Source organism: Chitinophaga sp. RAB17 (genome assembly GCF_052114225.1).
Classification (GTDB): Bacteria; Bacteroidota; Bacteroidia; order Chitinophagales; family Chitinophagaceae; genus Chitinophaga.
In genome coordinates this window covers 22,605-43,093 of sequence record NZ_JBFREI010000021.1, presented here as the reverse complement: position 1 = coordinate 43,093, position 20,489 = coordinate 22,605, and the positions used below count along the sequence as shown (strand labels likewise).

15 protein-coding genes and 1 tRNA gene are annotated in these 20,489 nt (G+C 41.9%); 10 read left to right on the top strand and 6 right to left on the bottom strand.

Annotation, left to right across the window (positions count from 1 at the left end; all coding sequences use genetic code 11):
• Window positions 1–5 precede the first annotated feature (5 nt).
• Entirely contained in the window at window positions 6–3,080 is a 3,075-nt protein-coding gene (locus AB4Z08_RS34760; protein ID WP_441578383.1) for a SusC/RagA family TonB-linked outer membrane protein, read from the bottom strand.
• A gap of 420 nt (window positions 3,081–3,500) precedes the next feature.
• Here AB4Z08_RS34760 and bglX point away from each other — a divergent pair, with 420 nt between their 5' ends.
• From bglX to AB4Z08_RS34725, 7 genes are all read left to right on the top strand, one after another.
• The gene (gene bglX, locus AB4Z08_RS34755) at window positions 3,501–5,792 is read left to right on the top strand and encodes a beta-glucosidase BglX (protein ID WP_441578382.1); all 2,292 of its coding nucleotides are present in this window, start codon (window positions 3,501–3,503) and stop codon (window positions 5,790–5,792) included.
• Between the two features lie 184 nt (window positions 5,793–5,976).
• On the top strand, window positions 5,977–8,751 hold the full coding sequence (locus tag AB4Z08_RS34750; protein ID WP_441578381.1) for an outer membrane beta-barrel family protein: 2,775 nt from the start codon (window positions 5,977–5,979) through the stop codon (window positions 8,749–8,751).
• Between the two features lie 5 nt (window positions 8,752–8,756).
• On the top strand, window positions 8,757–9,527 hold the full coding sequence (locus tag AB4Z08_RS34745) for a GLPGLI family protein (protein WP_441578380.1): 771 nt from the start codon (window positions 8,757–8,759) through the stop codon (window positions 9,525–9,527).
• A gap of 24 nt (window positions 9,528–9,551) precedes the next feature.
• Window positions 9,552–10,358, top strand: a complete 807-nt coding sequence (locus tag AB4Z08_RS34740) for an AraC family transcriptional regulator (RefSeq protein ID WP_441578379.1) — start codon at window positions 9,552–9,554, stop codon at window positions 10,356–10,358.
• Window positions 10,359–10,502: 144 nt separating this feature from the next.
• Complete coding sequence (locus AB4Z08_RS34735) at window positions 10,503–10,877, top strand: VOC family protein (protein WP_441578378.1); 375 nt, start codon at window positions 10,503–10,505, stop codon at window positions 10,875–10,877.
• A gap of 104 nt (window positions 10,878–10,981) precedes the next feature.
• Window positions 10,982–11,248, top strand: a complete 267-nt coding sequence (locus AB4Z08_RS34730) for a hypothetical protein (protein WP_441578377.1) — start codon at window positions 10,982–10,984, stop codon at window positions 11,246–11,248.
• Between the two features lie 254 nt (window positions 11,249–11,502).
• Window positions 11,503–12,036, top strand: coding sequence for a hypothetical protein (locus AB4Z08_RS34725; RefSeq protein WP_441578376.1), 534 nt, complete (start codon window positions 11,503–11,505; stop codon window positions 12,034–12,036).
• Between the two features lie 9 nt (window positions 12,037–12,045).
• Here the strand turns inward: AB4Z08_RS34725 and AB4Z08_RS34720 are convergent, their stop codons facing one another.
• Window positions 12,046–12,483: an acyl-CoA thioesterase gene (locus AB4Z08_RS34720; RefSeq protein ID WP_441578375.1), complete on the bottom strand. Its 438-nt coding sequence runs from the start codon at window positions 12,481–12,483 to the stop codon at window positions 12,046–12,048.
• A gap of 199 nt (window positions 12,484–12,682) precedes the next feature.
• Between AB4Z08_RS34720 and AB4Z08_RS34715 the strand changes: the two genes are divergently transcribed.
• Window positions 12,683–12,767: transfer RNA gene (locus AB4Z08_RS34715), tRNA-Ser, on the top strand.
• Window positions 12,768–12,898: 131 nt separating this feature from the next.
• On the opposite strand, the gene AB4Z08_RS34710 is transcribed toward AB4Z08_RS34715, so the two are convergent.
• The gene (locus AB4Z08_RS34710; protein WP_441578374.1) at window positions 12,899–13,186 is read right to left on the bottom strand and encodes a hypothetical protein; all 288 of its coding nucleotides are present in this window, start codon (window positions 13,184–13,186) and stop codon (window positions 12,899–12,901) included.
• Between the two features lie 191 nt (window positions 13,187–13,377).
• Between AB4Z08_RS34710 and AB4Z08_RS34705 the strand changes: the two genes are divergently transcribed.
• Complete coding sequence (locus AB4Z08_RS34705) at window positions 13,378–15,123, top strand: CocE/NonD family hydrolase (RefSeq protein ID WP_441578373.1); 1,746 nt, start codon at window positions 13,378–13,380, stop codon at window positions 15,121–15,123.
• Between the two features lie 382 nt (window positions 15,124–15,505).
• On the top strand, window positions 15,506–16,351 hold the full coding sequence (locus AB4Z08_RS34700) for a hypothetical protein (RefSeq protein ID WP_441578372.1): 846 nt from the start codon (window positions 15,506–15,508) through the stop codon (window positions 16,349–16,351).
• Window positions 16,352–16,431: 80 nt separating this feature from the next.
• Here AB4Z08_RS34700 and AB4Z08_RS34695 read toward each other — a convergent pair whose 3' ends face one another.
• The 3 genes from AB4Z08_RS34695 to AB4Z08_RS34685 all read right to left on the bottom strand — a co-directional run bounded on the left by AB4Z08_RS34695 (window position 16,432) and on the right by AB4Z08_RS34685 (window position 20,476).
• On the bottom strand, window positions 16,432–18,336 hold the full coding sequence (locus AB4Z08_RS34695) for a hypothetical protein (RefSeq protein WP_441578371.1): 1,905 nt from the start codon (window positions 18,334–18,336) through the stop codon (window positions 16,432–16,434).
• A gap of 356 nt (window positions 18,337–18,692) precedes the next feature.
• Window positions 18,693–19,241 (bottom strand): hypothetical protein, encoded by a 549-nt coding sequence (locus tag AB4Z08_RS34690; RefSeq protein WP_441578370.1) that lies wholly within the window; start codon window positions 19,239–19,241, stop codon window positions 18,693–18,695.
• Between the two features lie 149 nt (window positions 19,242–19,390).
• Window positions 19,391–20,476 carry a type I restriction endonuclease gene (locus AB4Z08_RS34685; protein ID WP_441578369.1) on the bottom strand — a complete coding sequence of 362 codons (1,086 nt, stop codon included), beginning with the start codon at window positions 20,474–20,476 and terminating at the stop codon, window positions 19,391–19,393.
• Window positions 20,477–20,489 lie beyond the last annotated feature (13 nt).

Sequence of the window (20,489 nt, the reverse complement as noted above, 5' to 3'; positions counted from 1 at the left end):
TTTGGTTAGAATGTGACGTTTACACCGAAATTATAGGTGGCGTATAATGGGTACACACTGTTGTCGATGCCAACGTTGTTAGGTGTGCCACCAATTTCAGGTGAAAATCCGCGATACCTGAAAAAGTTAAAGGCATTCTGCGCATTCAGGTACAGCCGGAGATTTTTCATCTTCCATCTGTTGATCAGCTCAGTTGGAAAACGGTAACCTAGCTGAATGTTCCTGATCCGGAAGTAACCGCCGCTTTCTACAAAGAAGGAGCTGGGCAGATAGTTTTGCCTGCCACCGATGAAGGCGGAAGGATAGGTGTTGGATGTACCTTCCCCGTGCCAGCGCTTATCATAAAAATCCTTTGTGAAGTTCTCATTGCCAAAGCGTAATCCAATGTTGGCGTTATATACGTCTACATCTGCCACACCCTGGAAGTCAACTGCCAGATCAAACTGTTTATAAGAAAAATAAGTATTGATGCCATAGGTATATTTCGGGTTTGGATTACCCAGTGCTACCCGATCATTAAAATCTATTTTTCCATCCGGTGTGCCATGTGAGCCGCTCACATCGCGGTATTTAAAGTCTCCGGCCCTGGCATTCGGCTGGGCAGAGGCTGCGGCTTCCGCATCGGTCTGAAAAATTCCATCTACCTGGTAACCAAAAAACTGGCCTATGGGCTGACCTACAAGGGTACGTGTTCCCAGCGCTCCTCCTGTGGCAGCGCCACCGCCGCCATAAATAGGATTATTACCACTTTCAACAGACAGCACCTTATTGTTATTGATACCCAGGTTGGCGCCGATCGAATAACTGAAATCTTTATTGCCAGGTTCATCTTTCCAGTTTACCGTAAATTCCCAACCCCGGTTCCTGATATTGGCCTGATTGGTAATGATAGTGCTGGATTGGGTACCTACCGATCCGGGGAAGGGCACATTAAAGATGGCCCGTTGTGTTTCCCGGTTATAAAAGCCTGCCTCCACATATAACCTGTTTTGTAATACGCTGGCTTCGAGGCCTACATCGGTACCTACTGCTCTTTCCCAATATGTTACCGGTGCCACAACAGAATTGATACTGGCGCCCGTGTTGATGATGCCACCGAAAATAGCCGTCAGGTAGGGGTCCTGGGCTACCCTTAGCACAGATACGTTGGAAGGAATAGAAGCATTCCCGATTTTACCCCAGCTGGCACGCAGTTTCAGGTTGTCAAAGATGTTTGTATTTTTCAGAAAAGGTTCCTGGCTGATCACCCATCCGGCACCTATGGAGGGGAAATATCCCCATCGCTGGTCACCGAAGAATTTGGAAGAGCCATCTGCACGAATGGACGCGGTCAGCAGGTATTTATTTTTGTACGCATAATTCAAACGGCCAAAATAGGAAGCCACGGTGTAAAGATCTCCTTCATCTTTCACCTCTCTTCCGTCGGCATTCCCCAGTCGAAGATAGCGGTCTCCTTCGCTGTTATTGGGTACATTCTGTGCGGAAGCAATGAGTTTATAGAGCTTATATTGCTGGGCCGACTGACCGGCGAGTACACGCAAATCATGATCGCCGAATTTGTTTTCGTATGTCAATGTATTTTCCACGATCCAGTTGGTACGGTCGGTAGCCGTACGCATTAATGTACTGACATTATTCCGCTGTACAACGGTAGCGGCATACGCCGGTGTATAATTGCGGATAATACTATCGCCATATTCGCCACCGGCGCTTGCATGAAAAGTAAAATGTTTCGCAAAGCGCAGATCCGCATACACGCTTCCTGTAACTACATGTCTTTTCGAGGTTTGGTCGTAGAAGTCCAGCGTTACCTGCGGGTTGTTGGCCGCGCCACTACCCAGATTATATTTACTGGGATCACCGTAAGAGCCATCGGGATTATGCACCGGCACTATGGGTGCGGAATTGTATAATTGTCCGAAAATGGCATCGGGCACATCATTGGAATTATATACAGCGGCAGTCACGGTATAACCTATTCTCAACGGCTCAAATACCTGAAAGTCGTTTTGTAGTCTTGCGGTTACCCTGGTAAAATCATTTGTTTTTACGATGCCTTCCTGTTTAAGGTAACCCACAGAAAAACTATAGGTAGATTTTTCTGTACCTCCACTGATAGATAACTGGTGATTGGTGATCATGGCATTTCGCAGCTCCTGGTCATACCAGTTGGTGCCTTCGCCGAATTCATCCGGATTCAGCAGGTTGGGTTGATTATTCTGTTTACTTAGTTCATTGATGAGGATGGCATATTCATGGCCATTGGCCATTTTTACTTTGTTGGTAACACGTTGGAATCCGACAAAACCATTGTAGTTAACTGCCGGTTTGCCTGCTTTCCCTTTTTTGGTAGTGATGAGTACTACGCCATTGGCGGCCCGGATACCATAAATGGCTTCACTGGATGCATCTTTCAGGATACTCATATTTTCGATATCTCCCGGGTTTAAAAAGCTGATATCATCATACCAGACACCGTCTATTACGTAGAGTGGATTGGGGCTGCCATAGATGGTACCGGCGCCCCGGATTTTAATATTGGGTGCTGCACCGGGCTTGCCGCTGTTAGTGATCTGCACACCGGCGACTTTTCCCTGTAAACCGCTGATGGCGTTCGGGGCAGGTTGTTTGGATATTTCTTCTCCTTTTACCTGCGAAATGGCTCCGGTAATATCCACTTTACGTTGTACACCATAACCTACTACCACTACCTGTTCTACCTGGGTAACAGATTCAGACAGGGCAATATCGATGACCGTTTGATTGCCAACAGGCACTTCTTTATTGGTATATCCAATGAACGTGGCTACCAGCGTAGCATTGGATGGAGCTAAAATGCTGTAGGTGCCATCGTCCCTGGTGACTGTTCCGCGGGTGCTGCCTTTTACTGCGATCGTTACTCCAGGTAAGGGCGAACCGGAGCTGCCTCCTGTAACCTTACCGCTGATTTTTATGTCCTGCGATTGTGCTGCAGTCGTTTGTAGCAGGATTAGGAAGAACGACAAAAAAAGGAGGATGGCTGCGCGCATTTTCTTGTGGGCATACAAATTGCGTTCAATGCCGGTTAACGTTTTTTTCATACGTAGAAATTAAAATGTAAAGGCAATAACATTGCTGCTGCTGTTGAGGAGCAAGTTGTTTGGGTTTTTTCCAGGTGAATAATACACTATCTGTTGGCCTTAAGAGCTGTTGTAAACAGGTGCTATCATATACAGGCGTTTAACAATGATGTAAAAACGAGCCTTCCGTGCTGCCCGTTAGAAATAGGTCTTAACTTTTGTATTGAGTTTTCTGTAAAGGGTTATAATAGGATTACACTAAAAATACGTTAATAACGTTTACATGGAAAATTAGAAATGCTGTCGGTTAGCACCATATGCTGTGCCAGTTATTTAATATGTAGTAAAATAAGATAGTGACCACCCAATTACAGGGGTCTTTGTACATTTATAACGCTGGCCAGGTAATACAAAATTTTTTTGCCATCTAAATATGCTCGTATGAAACCCCATTTTTTTTCTCTTCTGATAGCTGGTATCATTGGTTTATTACCACTTCATGCACAAATACCGGCAACAACCGCCAAAATGAATGCCTTCGTTAGTGGGCTGATGAGTAAGATGACCCTGGAAGAAAAGATTGGTCAACTGAACCTGCTTACGCCCGGAGGAGGTGTGGCTACTGGCGCTGTGGTGAGTGCAGATGTAGAAACAAAGATCAGCAAAGGTCAGGTAGGTGGCTTATTTGGGGTAATTGGTGTGGAAAAAATCCGTAAGGCGCAGCAACTTGCTGTGAGCAGGAGCCGGCTCAAAATTCCATTGTTGTTTGGATCAGATGTGATCCACGGATATAAAACCACTTTTCCCATTCCGCTTGGATTATCCTGTAGCTGGGATATGGCGTTGATTGAACATAGTGCGCGCCTGGCAGGGATAGAAGCCAGTGCCGACGGATTATGCTGGGTATATTCGCCTATGGTGGATATTGCCCGTGATCCACGTTGGGGACGGGTAGCAGAAGGCTCAGGAGAAGATGTTTACCTGGGTTCAAAAATTGCGGCAGCTATGGTGCGGGGCTACCAGGGAGATGATCTTGCCGCTAATAATACCGTGATGGCCTGTGTGAAACATTTTGCCTTATATGGTGCAGCAGAAGCCGGAAGGGATTATAATACCACTGATATGAGCCGCATTAAAATGTATGAATATTATCTCCCCCCATACAAGGCAGCTATTGACGCAGGCGCTGGTAGTGTAATGACATCATTCAATGAAATTGACGGCATTCCCGCTACTGCCAATAAATGGCTGATGACAGACCTGCTGCGGAAACAGTGGGGATTTAAAGGTTTTGTGGTAACAGATTATACTGCTATCAATGAAATGATGGCACATGGTATGGGAAATCTGCAAACGGTATCGGCGCTGGCATTGAATGCCGGTGTAGATATGGATATGGTAGGAGAGGGTTATCTCACTACATTACCACTATCACTGCAGCAACACAAGGTCACACAACGACAGATTGATGATGCCTGCCGCCGTATCCTGGAGGCCAAATACAAACTTGGATTGTTTGAAGATCCTTACCGTTACTGTGATGACAACCGCGCGGGGCAGGAAATTTTAAGTGCAGATAAGAAAAAGGCTGCCAGGGAGTTGGGCGCCCGTTCCTGCGTATTACTGAAAAATAGTCAACAGGTACTTCCGCTGAAGAAATCGGGCACTATTGCGCTGATAGGACCGCTGGCCAATAACAAAAATAATATGCTGGGTACCTGGGCGGTGAATGGCGATCCGCAGGCTGCCGTGCCTATACTGGAGGGTATAAAAAGTGCAGTAGGTAACAGTGCGAAAATATTATTCGCCAAAGGCGCCAACATTAGTGATGATAGCGTTTTTGCCAAGAAAGTAAATGTATTTGGCGAGCGGATTGATATTGATCCCGCATCCGCGGAGCAGCTCCGGGCGGAGGCAGTAGCTACGGCCAATAAGGCCGACGTAATTGTGGCGGTGGTAGGAGAAGCATCGGAGATGAGCGGCGAAGCAGCCAGCAGATCCGACATAGGATTGCCGGGAAGTCAGCAGCAATTATTACGTGCATTGGCGCAAACCGGTAAGCCCCTGGTAGTGGTATTAATGAGTGGTCGTCCATTAACACTGACTACTGAAAATGATCTGGCTACCGCCCTGCTGGAGGTATGGTTCCCGGGTATAGAAGCTGGCAATGCAGTAGCCGATTTACTATTCGGTCATTATAATCCGTCAGGGAAATTGACTATGAGCTTTCCCCGCAATGTTGGGCAGATTCCCATTTATTATAATCACAAAAATACCGGCCGCCCTCAGGGAGATGGTCCTACTGAAAAGTTTCATTCCAACTACCTGGATGTAGCCAACGATCCGCTGTTTCCTTTTGGATATGGTTTGAGCTATACCTCCTTTAAATATGACCACCTGAAATTGGATAAGGCAACAGTTGGTCTTAAAGACAAAATGGACGTTTCTTTTACCCTCACTAATACCGGCGCTTATGCCGGTGAAGAAATCGTGCAGTTATACCTCCGGGATAAAGAAGCTACGATAGCAAGGCCCGTAAAGGAATTAAAGGATTTTAAAAAGATCCGGCTGGAACCTGGAGAAAATAAAACGATTCATTTTACGGTGGATAAAGAAAAACTTTCTTATTTCAACAGCAACCTGCAATGGATGGCGGATCCGGGTATGTTTGAAATAATGATTGGCTCTTCATCCGCTGATATACGTCTGAAAAGTGAATTTGAGCTTCGGTAAAATGGAGTGATTGAATTTCTAATGCCATATAAAAGCAGTGAGATTTGTTAATCCCTTCTTTCTCTACATGATAACTAGGTTATCATTTAACAGATGTTTATCACACACAGCGATAAAAGTTCAGATTTTATTATGGAATTTTAACGGCATTGCATCTGTACCCAACAACCTGTATTTAACCACAATGAAAAAAATTATAGGATTTATCCTTTGTCTGCTCACAACGCAACTCTGTCTGGCACAGCAGGCTGCCGTAAAAGGAAATGTGGTAGACACCCTTAATCGCGTTCAATTATCACACTCGGTAATCGCCCTTCTCGATGCCAAAGATTCTATACTAGTCAAGTTTACACGAAGTGACGAAAAAGGCCACTTTGAGCTAAAGGGCATTCCGGCAGGCAACTATGTGTTGCTGATTAGTTATCCTGCCTTCGCAGACTACGTAGAGCCTTTAACGTTATCTGACACTTCACTGGTGCATCTGGATAAAATTATGCTTACGCAGCGATCCCGGTTGTTGCAGGAAGTAGTCATCCAACAGAAGGTAGCCGCTATCAAAATGAAAGGAGATACCACCGAATTTAATGCGGCCAGCTTCAAAACAGAAGCCAATGCCTCTGTGGAAGACCTGCTGAAAAAGCTGCCTGGTATGCAGGTAGATAATAAAGGACAGATCACTGCAAAGGGTGAAACCGTGAAAAAAGTATTGGTAGATGGAGAAGAATTTTTTGGAGATGATCCTACGCTGGTCACCAAAAATCTGCGGGCAGACATGGTCGATAAAGTACAGTTGTACGACAAGAAAAGTGATCAGTCTAATTTTACCGGGGTTGATGACGGAGAAAAAACCAAGACAATTAATATTCAGCTGAAGGAAGATAAGAAACGGGGCTATTTCGGTAAACTGGCTGCAGGCGCAGGAGATCAGGGTTTCCATAACAGTGAGGCCATGGTAAATGTATTCAGAGGCAAACAAAAACTGGCGGCGTTTGGGATTGTGTCCAACACCGGCAAGGTGGGTTTGAACTGGGGGGACCGGGAGAAGTTCGGATCCGGTGGTGGTGAATTGTCGGTTAATGATGACGGTGACTTTGAGTTCAGCGATGACGGAGGTGAGCCTGACAGCTGGGCGGGACGATACCAGGGTAATGGGTATCCGCTGGTGCAGACCGGTGGCTTACACTATGGCAATAAATGGGATAGGGACCGGCAGAACGTAAATGCCAACTACAAGATCATGAAATTGTTTGTGGATGGCAGCAGGAACACCGTTTCACAGGACTTATTGAAAGACACTACTTACTACAATAATTCTTCTGAGCAGTTTAGAAATAGTATTCTTCGTAACCGCCTGAGTGGGAGTTATGAAAACCAGATTGACTCCAGCTCTTCTATCAAGCTAATGGTAGACGGTGGACTGGATCATAAAATATCCAGCACATTCAATACTGCCGAAGTATTGGCGAATAAGGATATGGTTAATAACAGTCAGCGGAAAACGTCTTCGGTGTTTGATATTGGAGGGGTGAACTCCAGTATCTTATGGCGCAAGAAACTGAAGAAAAAAGGACGTACCGTTTCTGTGTTTTTTGCAGAGAATTATAACCGTACCAATGGAGAAGGGTTGTTGGATGCGCAAACCAACTTCTATAAGATGGGGCGTGTAGATTCGGTACAAAATACCGATCAGCGTAAGACAACGAATAATGAAGCCATCAGTATCAATAGTAACATTACCTATACAGAGCCATTGTCAAAAAGTTCATCACTGGTGATTAATTACGGTATTAATTTAGATAACAACCATTCCAATAAACTTTCCTTTAACCAGAACAGCGAAGGGAAATATGTCATGATGGATTCGCTGTACAGTAATGATTATGCATTTAATATTCTTACCCATAAGGGCGGTTTGAGCTACGCCTATACGAAGAAAAAAGTGCGCATTAATATCGGTAGTAATGTGGGACTGACCAGCTTTCAACAAAAGGATATGTTCAGGGATCATCAGCGGGATCGCAGTTTCGTTAACTGGTATCCGAGGGCTCTCCTCCGGTATAATATAACCCCGCAGCGCCGCTTATCATTCACCTATAACGGCTCTACGCAGCAGCCGGGCATCAACCAGCTGCAACCGATCCTGGTAAATGATGATCCGGTGAATGTGGTGATAGGGAACCCGAATCTGAAACCTTCTTTTAATAATAACTTTGATGCCAACTTCTCCGATTATAAGGTCATGACGAACCGCGGTATCTGGGTGAACATGAGCTATTCGACTACCAGTAATGCGATCAGTGACCGTAGTATACTGGATGCAAACGGTAAAAGAACCACACAGGCCGTTAACGTAAATGGTAATAGTAGTGCCAGGTTCTATTCAAATTTTAACTGGAAGATTGTGCCGCTGGATCTGAGAATAGGTACCGGGGTAAATGGAAGTCTCAACAGGAATGTGAACTACGTGAACGACGTATATAACGTGACAAAATCCGGGAACGTTGGTTTAAATTTATTTGCATCCAAAGAGAAGGAAAAGAAATACGAGGTATATCTGGATGCCAGCGCTAATTACAATAGCAGTGTATCTTCTGTGCAAAATACGCTGCGTACCAATTACTGGACTTATAATCTCAATCCCAGTACAAATATCCACCTGCCACTGAAGTTTCAGTTGCATGCAGATATGAACTGCATGATCCGTCAGAAAACGCCGGTATTTACCAGTAATAACAGCGTTGCTATCGTCAATGCATCTGTTGCGAAAAAATTTGGAAAGAAAGAATTGGTAGAGATCAATTTTTCCATGAGTGATATCCTGAATCAGAACATAGGATTTGAAAGATCGGTATCTACCAACAGGATTACGCAGTCTACCTATAGTACTATTGGCCGCTATGGCCTGCTGTCTTTTATCTGGAATTTTAACAAATTAGGCGCTGCAGCGCCCAAAGAATAGTTGCTATGAAAAACATTTGTAAGAAAATAAGTCTACTCACCCTCCTCATCGTATCTGCTTTGACGATGCAGGCGCAGCATACTATTTTTCTGCAGCAGGGACGTATTGAATATGAGAAGCGGTTGAACATGCATGCCAGGATGAACCAGATGAGCAATGGTGAAGAGGGATCCTGGATGGATGGTTTGAAAAAGGGGATGGATCAATACCAGGTCACCTATTTCGATTATTCGTTTGCCAACAATACTACTTTGTATAAGCCGGGAAGGGAAAATGAAACGGCCAATAAGAATCCTTTCTGGGGGGAGGGGCCTGCAGAAGAGAACGTGGTGTATTCCAGACTGGATAGTATGCAAAGTATTTCACAGAAGAAAGTATTTGAGCAATTGTTTGTGGTGAAGGATACTATCCGCCCCATCCGTTGGAAGATTACGGATGAAACCCGTAAAATAGCCGGGTTTGATTGCCGGCGGGCCAACGCCGTTATCATGGATTCCATTTATGTGGTGGCATTTTATACCGATGCCATTGTTACACCGGGAGGGCCGGAGTCGTTCAGTGGACTGCCGGGAATGATTCTGGGGGTAGCGTTGCCGCATGAGCATATTACCTGGTTTGCGATCAAAGTACTGGTAGATGATATTAAAGAAGGTGCCCTAAAGCCACCGGTCAAGGGAAAGGAGGTCAATAATAAGGAGCTGAATACCACTATCAGTAAAAGCATCGGTAAGTGGGGGAATTGGGGAAAGGCATATATTAAAGCGATTTTGTTATAATTGCAGCTGATAGCTGATCATTTAATGCAACGGATACACAACATAAGAGCGCTTTATTCCCCTGTTCAGCCTTGTGTGAAGCAGGCGGCAGGGGAGGTGGTGTACCGGGAGTTTTTACCGGATGTAAGGTTGCAGGATTTTATTTATTGTTACTGGCAGCTGAAAACCGAATATCCGTTAACGGCGCCTTATCATTACCGCGTAGTGGCTGATGGCTGCATAGATATCTTTTTTGAGCTGCATGACCCGCAGCATCCTGTTGTAATGGGTTTCAGTGATACCTATACGGAATTCCCGCTGGGCCCCACGTTTAACTATGCAGGCATCCGTTTTCTGCCTGGCATGTTTCCGCAGTTGTATAGGGTAAATGCCGCTGAATTGGCCCATCAGGAGGCCCTTTTGGAAGATGTAGCCCCTGTGGGGTACCATTTTCTGAGAGAAGGACTACCTGGACATCCAACGGTAACGGCCATAAAATCGATGCTGGATAAGCACTTCCTGGTACTTCTCTCAAAAACTGATATTCATGCAGACAGCAGGTTCTATGAATCCATAGACCTTATCCTGCGTACATCGGGTGCGGTGAGCATAGAAAAGGAGGTCCCCCAGGGTATCAGTTCGCGGCAGTTGCGGCGTTTGTTTGCTGAATATATCGGTGACACCCCTAAAGCTTTCAGTAACGTAGTCCGGTTTCAGCAGATTTTACAATCTTCTCCTGAAGTGCTGAAAAACAGGTTGTACCTGGACGCCGGCTACTATGACCAGGCGCATTTCATTAAGGCATTTAAGCGCCTGTACGGCCTTACGCCATCCCAGGTCTTCGAAAAATAACTTTGTCCGATTTTTACAATGTTGGCGCCTGCGCGGATAATAACTTTGCTGTCATAAAATTTCAAGGAAATGAAACGATGGCTGTTATTACTGACTTTTTCTTTTTTTATATCCCATCTTTATTCACAAACAAAACCGGTTAAGATGAAATTGAATGCGGGCATCATTACTTCGAAAATAGCGGAGAGTAAAAAGTTTTATACAGATATATTAGGCTTTGGGGTTACGTTTGAAAACGACTTTTACCTGTTGTTGCATACCCCGGATAAGTCTTCTGCTATTAGTTTTTTATTGCCGGAACATGCTTCTCAGCAGCCTTTGTTCAGGTCTGCCTTTAATGGGAAAGGGGTATACCTGACCATAGAGGTAGAGAACGTAGACGAGTGGTATCAGCAGTTAAAAGCCAAAGGAGCGCATATTGTGATCGATATCCGTAATGAGCCGTGGGGAGACCGGCATTTCGCTATACAGGACCCTAATGGGGTAGGAATAGACCTGGTGACCTATTCACAGCCATAAGGTGCGTTAACATAATTTTAAGATAAAGAAATCATAAAAAGGAGCCGGTTGGCACCAAAGAGGAATCATTTTTGTTTTATGCCAGGTAACTAAAAATTTTAACCATGGCAAAGCTAAGCAAGGACACAGTAAAACAAGAAATTCAGGAACTGGCCATCGGTAACTATAAAAGTTATCCTGCCGATTATGAAGAAGCGCCGGCAGCGGTTTCGGAGAACATCCAGTCATTGGCAAAGGGTTACTGGGACAGCCGCGAGTTCAAAGAAGTAGCGCGTGATGAGCGGTTAGGAATAGACCTGGAAGACTATAAGCACTGGACAAAAGAGGCGTATGATGCCTTTATGGAAGCCAATCATCAATCTATGAATTGATTCCACCACACATTATTATTACAAGGATAGCCCCGGCACCCACGTGCCGGGGCATTTTTTTGTAATCTGCAACTATTTGAGGAAGCTGGTTGTTTAACTATAACGGTGGATTCACTGCCATATAAATGTAGTGGGCACTACACCTGCTTGGTGATTTAAATCTGCATCTACACCTCTTTTGAGCTGGTGTTCGTAACCCCCTGATTGCATTGGGCCAGTGGCTGAACCTGCCATTAATCCTAAAATTTCAGCGCATGAAAAAGTTTGTATGTTTGTTGGTGATCCTGGGTGCCGCCTGGCGGTTGTGTGCTCAGAGTGCCCCTATTGCGGCGGTTGTTATACAGGATGAGGACCTGGTGACACAAATCTTTGGCAAGAATAAAGAGTCGCTCCTGGATGATTTATTGCAGATATCTCCGGTAGAAATGCAGGCGTTTCAGTCCACTTTCCTGGAGTATGAAACGGAAAAAAGCCCCTGGTTAGCGGAGCGTATTGCTTTACTGAGGATGTATAATGAAGAGTTTTCTTCTCTTGACGAGCGTAAAATGAATTCGCTTACCAGGCAAATCATTAACAACGACCTTGAATTCGGACGTTTACAAATGCGCTATTTCAGGCGGATGAATAAGCTGTTGGGAGCTACCAGGGCAGCCAAATTCTTCCAGCTGGACAATTACCTGGAGCAGTCGTCCCGCGTATTTTTACAAAACAAGCTACCATTTATTAAGGAGCTGGAAACAGGCAGGCAGGCGTTTTCGCACGACAGCAAGCCGCTTACCAGCAGGTAGCCATGGGTGCTATACCGCTTCTTCTATAAAGTCTTCGCTACGTGGAATGGCTTTGAATTTTTCGAGCAAATCTGCCGGGAGTCCGGTAAGCTTACGTTTACGGGTATCTATCCATGCCCCGTCTACGAGTACGGTAGCGGATTTGGTACCATCTCCCCGGAAAATTTCATGTTTAATGGACCAGCGGGAGGCATCTGTTCTGCACTTTGTCAGTTCGCAGGTGACCTGTACTTTGTCGTTGGCGCCAATTTCCCGGTGATAGAAGAGTTCTTCGCGGAAGAGGATGGGGCCTATTTGTAGTTGTACGAAATGGGCAGCATCGAGGCCTATTTTATCCAGCATGGTTAACCGTGCCTGGGCGGCAAAGTCGGCATAGGCCGAATGCCGCAGGTGCATGTTCGCGTCTATCTGTGACCATAATACGGGTCCTTCAAAGAATATGTTCATCTTTAAATTTACGAAAAAGCCACATAAAATAATCGTGGAAGGGCGTCGCATATAATAGAAATATCTACCTATAACGACTATACGTAAAAATAATCGGCCGGGAATACCTGTCAGGGAAGCGGCTGTTAACGAAATTTTTCAACAAAAAAAAGTAAAACAAATTTTTTTAGAAACATTTCCTTTTATACTTTCGCAGCCTGGAGAGTTGGCAGAGCGGTCGATTGCGGCAGTCTTGAAAACTGTTGACTGTAACAGGTCCCGGGGTTCGAATCCCTGACTCTCCGCAAAAAGCGAAACAAAATTCAATATTGGATTTTGTTTCGCTTTTTCATTTTTAAGATGGTGTGTATCAGGTGTTTTCAATTTGAAGAGTGGGTTCGATAGAGATGTTTTGTATCAGGATTTTTCCGGATCATCATTTCTGACAGCCTTCTTGTTTTTGCTTATCTGTATCGCGTTTTATATCCTTAACTGCTTTTAAATTGTACACAGTTGATACTGATTGATTGACAACATTGCCAATCAGCATATCAGCAGTTAATATTGGGTTGGTGCTAAGTATTAGTTTTAGTAGTTTCCTCTTCTCAGGAAGGCTTGACTTTTCTAGTACTATGCTTAATTGGGAGAGCTCGAGAATAAGCTCATATTGAGTCTTTGTCTGGATTTTATGCCTTTTAGCAACGTTTTGTAATTCAATCCCCATTGTACTAATTCTCTTTTCACAATCTTTTTTTATTAAGAATTACTACTATATTAGCATTTTTAGAAAACTAATTGATAGTTCAGATCAATATGAAAAATAAAGCAGTAAAACTGTTTTATGATATGTAAAGGTCAGTTAACTGCAATCAGAAGAGACTGGATAGCTAATCCAAAATAAAGTAAAAATAATAAATGAAAATATTTTTAAATTTCATAGTTCTATTTCTGACATTTTTCAATTGTCTAGCCCAACAAACAAAAAAAGTAAAAACGGAAGATTTAAAAAGTATCTATAACATTAAAGATCATGTTTCTGTAAAGACCAGAGACGGAGCTACACTATCTTTAATGGTTGTAAGAAAAAAAGGGGATAAAAATCCTAAACCTGTAATACTTCAATCTACTATTTATGTTAGAGATACAGGCAGAGATATTGCATCACTAAAGAAATCTGTAGATAATGGTTATGTTGGTGTTATTGCATATGCAAGAGGAAAAAGATTTAGTCCGGACAAAATATTTCCATACGAAAATGACGCAAATGATACTTACGATGTTATTGATTGGATCAGTAAGCAAAAATGGTGCAACGGAAGTATTGGTATGTATGGCGGCAGTTATAATGGATTTACACAATGGGCCGCTTGCAAAACCCTACACCCTGCCCTTAAAACAATTGTACCTTCAGTAGCGGCACGGCCAGGCCAAGGGTTGCCTGTAGAAAATAATATTTTCGTAAACCCAAATTACGAATGGTCATTTTACGTTGGGAATAATAAATATCTAGACACTATAGCCGGAAATGACAGACAGCGTTTCAGAAAAATGCAAAACAAATGGTGGGAAACAGGAGTTGCCTACAAAAAATTAGACAGCATAGATGGTGTTCCTAACAAATGGTTTCAACGATGGATAAGCCATCCATCTTTCGATAGTTATTGGCAAAAAATGACGCCATATAAAAAAGATTTTGCACAAATAAAAATTCCGGTTTTGGCGTTTGACGGTTATTATAACGATGGACAAAGCTCAGGTTTGTACTATCTAAGAGAGCTTCAAAAGTATAGTCCGGAAACACCTGTTTATCTTATCATTGGACCTTACGGACATTTTGGTACGCAAAGAGGCGGAGAACCTGTTTTATATGAATACGAGGTAGATCCAGTTGCGTTGTTCGATATCAATAAAATTACCTATCAATGGTTTGACTATATTCTAAAAAATGGCACTAAACCGGAAATTCTAAAAGACAAAATTAACTATGAGGTAATGGGGGCCAATGAATGGCGAAGTGCTCCATCGATTGATAAAATGAATGATAGTTTTTTAACGCTATATTTGACCGATGATAAGTCTGGTAGATTCTATTCTTTGAATCCAAAGAAACCCGTTGAAAAAAGTTATTTATCACAAGAAGTTGATTTTGCAGACAGAGAGAAAACAAATAACGATTATTATCCTGAACCCATTATTCGTAAAGAAATTGATACAGCTAACGGATTTAATTTTATTAGTGAACCTTTAAAAGAACCAATTTTAATAAATGGCTCTTTTTTAGGAGAAATCAAAGCAAGTATCAATAAAAGGGATATGGATATTGGCGTGACATTATATGAGGTAATGCCAAATGGAGAGTATTTCCATTTATCTTATTTTATTGGACGGGCAAGTTATTCAACTGATATTACAAAAAGAAAATTGCTAAAACCAAATGAAATTGAAACTATTCCATTCTCTAATACGCATTTGGTAAGCAAACGATTAAGTAAAGGGAGTCGATTATTAATTTATCTAAATGTAAATAAAAACCCGTTTTCTGAACTAAATTATGGGACAGGAAAAACCGTATCTGAAGAAACGATAAAAGATGCCCAAGAGCCATTAAAAGTTAAATGGTACAATGATAGTTTTGTGAAAATTCCTATATTAAGAAACTGATTACTTAACATTGTTTGCTATCTATCAAATTGTAAGATCAGCCTTTCGATCGCCACCGATCTACGTTTAAAGATGAGTTTTTGATATATTTTAAGGAACTTGCTGCTGAAGGAATCACAGGCAACAACATCAAAAAAATTACCCTGCTTTTAAATTCAAAGAAATAGCCAGGTAAGGAATAGCACAGCAATAGGATTACGACAGGATGTATAGGTATTTGCGACAATTGGATGGGCAATTTTCCCGATTGTTTTTTTTGATCTTTGTGTATGCAAGGGATTAGGAGTTCATTGAAATTTTCAATGACTTGATCATAGCCTTAATAAATAATCGGTGGCATTTAGTGTACCAATTTATTGGAAGACAAATACATTAATGATTTATGCAACAATACAATATTAACTGGTTGAAATTTAGTGTGGGAGTTATCATTAGCCTGGTGCTTTCGCTAAGTGTTCATATTGTAATGCTCCAGGGCATGAATATAGCCTTTCCTGATTTTACAGTTATTACCGCACCTTACAAATTCTTCACTCGCGTGGTTTCAGTCCTGGGTTTGATGTTTTTCTGGGAATTGGCTGATAAGAAAGTGGGAGGAGTTATTGCAAAAAAATGGGCCTTGCTGTTTATTATTGATGCTATGTTAACAGAAAGCCTTTTTAGGGGACCATTTATGAACGGTTATTGCAGCCATTCGATAGGCTTTATGTTGATAAAAAATATCCCAAACTTACTGGCGATAGCTGTAATGTGTGGACTAATAGTTTTCTCCGCTCCCAGGCTAACTAATTTTTTTCTTAAATTTTGGGTTGCAGCTGCCATAGCTGCTATTTTCATGTTTGTTGCGAGTCCATTACTTACAGCAGCCTGGAAGCCGGTAATGAACCTGATCGCTCACCTTGCACCTACAGATGAATGGTGTAAATTGCCTTATGGTCCCGATGTGCTCATACCTTCCTATATCAGCTTTATTGAACCTGTTATGGCTTGCATGATAATGGCTATTCTAACCTGGGATAAACTTTCACCAACAAGATGGTTAAAGTATTTGCTGTTCACTTTAATAATATTAGCTATAAAAAATCAATTGTTTATGCCGATATTTTACGCAATATTGGGCAAAGACAATCTTATAATAAATCTGGCAAGCGAGGGACAATTTACTCTGGAAGTTATTATTTTAGCCATAACTACTGGTTTTACCTTTGAGTGGAGCTTAAAAAGATAGAATAGGTCAGGATTTTTTTGGACGCACGGACAAACATTTAATTTATTTATTGGAATAGAGGATGGATGCGCGAAAGGTACTTAATGTTTAATGTAAAAGGATTGACTAAAAGCACCATTAGCGGCTATATCCCATGCTTCTACCCTAACCCATGTCCTGTTGCTCAGTTTAGTTTTAAACTGTAGCAACTGAGATCCAAAAGCCTGCGTTTTTGTGAGATCGATCTTTTCCCTATATACTTTAGCTCCATCGCCTGATATTATTTCTACAAAATTCATTGGAAAGGTCCAGCTTAGTTTAAGCTTAATATTTGCAAAACCAGCATTATCGAGTTGTAATGTTTCACCTGAGCGTTTCCCGTTTATAGTTAATTCAGGAATTAACACCTCTCCTGTGCTTCCAAAAAACTTACCTTGCTGCATCGTATTTACTACCGGGTACCATCCATTGTTAAACTTTGGCAATGAATCCATCATCAGGTAGTTGACATTTAAATGTGCGTACATCTCATTTTCCGGAGTAATAGTAAAAAGATCTGCTTCGGTAATAACAGTTTTCTTAAGGTTCCAGTTATTCATGTCGTCCATCAGGTCCAATACCCGCTTACCAAGTTTTGGTTCAGACAAATCAGCAGGCATAGCCTTCCAGGCAGCGCCCATAAAATGATCCGATTTAAAGAAGGTTTCGTCCTTATATTCATCCGGTGCATTAACAGACCCCTTTGTGCGGGCATGTGCTGTCCATGCAAGTCCGTTTTCGTCTTCAAGAAGTTTCAGCATGTCATTTTTATCACCAATATGATAAATCTTGCCATATTGAGGGTGGTTTTCACTGAAAGGAGCATCTTTTTTACGCGACATAATCCAATAAACAGGCCTGGGGAAAATTGCCAGCCAATGACCACCAAAAAATTCATTGGGCTCCTCTCCAGGCAGTAAAAGAAGTTTGTTATCGGAAAGTCGTTTACATTGCTCAAAAAGTGCGTGTAACTCCTTTAAACGGGTTTCATCCGGGCCTTTGGGATGTGCGGTATAATGAAACTCGGCCAGATGCACAATGTCTATCCCGGTTTTTTTAAATACCTTAACGAAATCCGGAACTTCGGGAATTGGCTTATTCGCCAATACAACCTGCATAATAAACTCATTGTGAAAATGGCTCGACATGGTTTTATAGCCTGGTAGCTTCACATAGCTATCGTTGTGCGTAAATTTCTTCACCTCAGTAAAGGCGGTATTTTCATCTTCGGCACTCAGCAGGCAAAAGAAATTTAAACGTTGCCTGCTACCAGGAGGCGCATTAAACCACGGAACATACCTTCTGTCGCCCTCTAAATCCTGACGAATTCCAATACCAAATCCATCGGTCATTCCTCTATACTTGTTACCAAACCAGGTAAATTTGAGATTAAAGGCTTCATCCAATGGATAAAAGGACTGATGCGGTGCCGGAAATATTGCCAGTGCTCCTTCTTTTCCCTTTGCTGCTATCGTACGGTATTTTACAGCAAGGTTTTTTGAAGTATCAGCAGTAATTACAGTTTCCGTTTGCAGGCTATCTCTGGTATTAATCCAGGCGATCTTTTTCCAGGTCTCTGACCTGTTAATCAGACCTGCATCATATACAATTGCAGTCGAATCTATTTGGGTCGACATCACTGCGGCTATGTTAAATAACGGACTACCGTTGTAAAATGTAATTTCAAGATTACCCGAGAAACGATCTGCTTTTAAAGAAGAAATAGTAACTACAGTGCGACTACCTACCGTCTTCACCGTCGCTGCAGATTTTTCCAGCTCTACATTATAGGTCTTATATTTTTTCTGTGGAACTTTATCAAAGAATATGTTCCAGCCATTTTGTGATATTAAATCCCTTTTACCGATAGTAAGCAGAAAGGTAGGATCAAGATCCGTTGAAACCAGCTTAGCGTTCCTGGCAGCGCCAATAATCAGACGGCTAAACAATGGTTTCCCATTTTCCATATTAAGATCAACCTGCCCATAATTATTGTTTCCCGCAGGCCAGGCTATTTTCAGGATACTTTTGCCATAGGTCACCGTTACTCCCGATTTACGGTTAAATTTCTGAGTGTTTACCTGAGATATCTGGGCCCAACCAGTGCTTACATCAGACAAATAAATGAGTATAACTATTATTAATCGTTTATACATATTCCTAATTTACATTTGGGTATAATCAAAATAAATCAATATGAATTTGATTAATTAAAGAATATGTCTCAATGTTTCATCAATATGTATCAATTTTTGAGGTGATTGATCTAGCTACATTCCATTGACGCTAAAAACGGGCCTTTTTATCCCAGCGCTTATGATAATTAGAGTTTGGCCTTTGCATCATTTAATATTGACAGCAGTTGAGTAATATCCCCATCCTTCATAAAGACATAGGACTTCTCATCAAATCGCTCTAGTTTTAAAAAGGTGGACCATTCTTTTTTTGAATAAAAGCAGCCTGCCTGGAAGCCGCCGCGGCTTCTATATTGAATTTCGGTATATACTTCTGGTGTCGTCGGTATTATCTTGTCTTTTATAATGTTCAAGGATTTAATTAGTGCGTCAACTTCGTCCATATCAAGCATGCCTATTTTGGTATCAGATGAATATGTTCCGGAATAAGCATATTCAAAACGTACTGCCCTGGTAGTTTCTCCGCCAATCAGGTCCGTAAATTGGGCAACTTGAATCTGGCAGCCCCCCAGGGAGCCCACATCCATAAATTGTTTTTGTATTAGAGAACCAGATTTGTTTGAAAAAAGCTCTGCTTTGCTTTTTTGTTCTTTTAAATCTGTATCGGGTTTCGCTGTTTGAGAACAGGCCGAATAAAATGGGGTAATAATTATCAGAATTAAAATGACTTTTTTCATAGATGAATATTTTTTGATCAACGTAATAACATTTGAATTTGATGAATAACCGCGGTGGGAACAACTGTGAACGTTATCTGAAATAATTTATTTCCTCGAATATTTATGGAGTTTATATGATTAGTAGGCTGCTATATGCTCTGGCATGTTTATACCTGAACTTTTTCTGAATCATACCATTCAACCGTCTTATGAAGTATTTCTTCGAATTTAAAGATGTCATCGATCGTTAAAATCTCTGTCCTCGTTTCTTTTTTTTGCTCATCCAAAGTGCCAATGTATTTTCGCGAACCGTTAAAATACAATCTGCATATCGTTTTTCGGTTATTATTATCCAGTAGGATGGCGAAATAGGATTGGGCGTCCCGATAGGCTATTCTGGCCGGTTTTATTTTTTGTCGCAGAATTGTTTTTACAATCATATAGCCTTCTTTTTCCTCTTCGGTTGTTTCAATCAATGAGCCCTTTTCCTCGATATCTGTTTTTGCTATTTCCTTCTCAGCATCGGTCGGCTCAGCCTCATTTTCCTTTTTCAGCGCAGATTTAAGCCTTTCAGTTATCAGGTCATTGATGTATTGTTGTATTGACTTTTTAGTAAGTGCGCCGAACTGCTCAACAATTTTTGAAGTTAGCATCCCCCTGTATATCTGTTTGGTAAAGAGTTTAATCAACCCTTCAGACGGGTTTTGAAACTCAATATTTATCAAGGTTTTCAGCTCATTCATGTATTTGAGCTCACTCGCAGTAGTTTGAATGTTTTCCAGGTTGAAATATGACTTGTGAAATTTCTTTAATTCTTCAACCTGGTTATCTTTTATATCTGTAACATTAAATTCAAAGAATGGCTTATCATCCATTTTATTCTGCTCCGTAAGATCTGTATAAAACCGGTAAATTATTCCATTGGACAATAGGCCGAATTTAGCGGTTGTTGTATGGAAATACCGGAAAAGCTGAGAATTGTGCGGATCCAGGCTTTCTCCCCAATGCTTGCATTCAATGAGTATAGAAGGCTTGCCTTCTTTCATGATCGCATAGTCAACTTTCTCACCCTTCTTAATCCCGATATCCGCAATGAACTCCGGCATTACTTCGAAAGGGTCAAATACATCATAGCCCAGGACTTTAATGAAGGGCATGATAAAAGCATTCTTGGTAGCTTCTTCTGTCTGAATCTGGTTTTTAAGCTTTTCGACTTTGTCGCCGAAGAGTTTGATTTCATCTTTAAAATCCATGGGAATTTTTTTG

Coding starts and splice junctions, on each gene's coding strand:
- AB4Z08_RS34760 (WP_441578383.1), bottom strand. CDS start 3,080: ATGAAAAAAACGTTAACCGGCATTGAACGCAATTTGTATGCCCACAAG.
- AB4Z08_RS34740 (WP_441578379.1), top strand. CDS start 9,552: ATGCAACGGATACACAACATAAGAGCGCTTTATTCCCCTGTTCAGCCT.
- bglX (WP_441578382.1), top strand. CDS start 3,501: ATGAAACCCCATTTTTTTTCTCTTCTGATAGCTGGTATCATTGGTTTA.
- AB4Z08_RS34720 (WP_441578375.1), bottom strand. CDS start 12,483: ATGAACATATTCTTTGAAGGACCCGTATTATGGTCACAGATAGACGCG.
- AB4Z08_RS34685 (WP_441578369.1), bottom strand. CDS start 20,476: ATGGATTTTAAAGATGAAATCAAACTCTTCGGCGACAAAGTCGAAAAG.
- AB4Z08_RS34730 (WP_441578377.1), top strand. CDS start 10,982: ATGGCAAAGCTAAGCAAGGACACAGTAAAACAAGAAATTCAGGAACTG.
- AB4Z08_RS34750 (WP_441578381.1), top strand. CDS start 5,977: ATGAAAAAAATTATAGGATTTATCCTTTGTCTGCTCACAACGCAACTC.
- AB4Z08_RS34735 (WP_441578378.1), top strand. CDS start 10,503: ATGAAATTGAATGCGGGCATCATTACTTCGAAAATAGCGGAGAGTAAA.
- AB4Z08_RS34725 (WP_441578376.1), top strand. CDS start 11,503: ATGAAAAAGTTTGTATGTTTGTTGGTGATCCTGGGTGCCGCCTGGCGG.
- AB4Z08_RS34695 (WP_441578371.1), bottom strand. CDS start 18,336: ATGGAAAATGGGAAACCATTGTTTAGCCGTCTGATTATTGGCGCTGCC.
- AB4Z08_RS34690 (WP_441578370.1), bottom strand. CDS start 19,241: ATGAAAAAAGTCATTTTAATTCTGATAATTATTACCCCATTTTATTCG.
- AB4Z08_RS34745 (WP_441578380.1), top strand. CDS start 8,757: ATGAAAAACATTTGTAAGAAAATAAGTCTACTCACCCTCCTCATCGTA.
- AB4Z08_RS34705 (WP_441578373.1), top strand. CDS start 13,378: ATGAAAATATTTTTAAATTTCATAGTTCTATTTCTGACATTTTTCAAT.
- AB4Z08_RS34700 (WP_441578372.1), top strand. CDS start 15,506: ATGCAACAATACAATATTAACTGGTTGAAATTTAGTGTGGGAGTTATC.
- AB4Z08_RS34710 (WP_441578374.1), bottom strand. CDS start 13,186: ATGGGGATTGAATTACAAAACGTTGCTAAAAGGCATAAAATCCAGACA.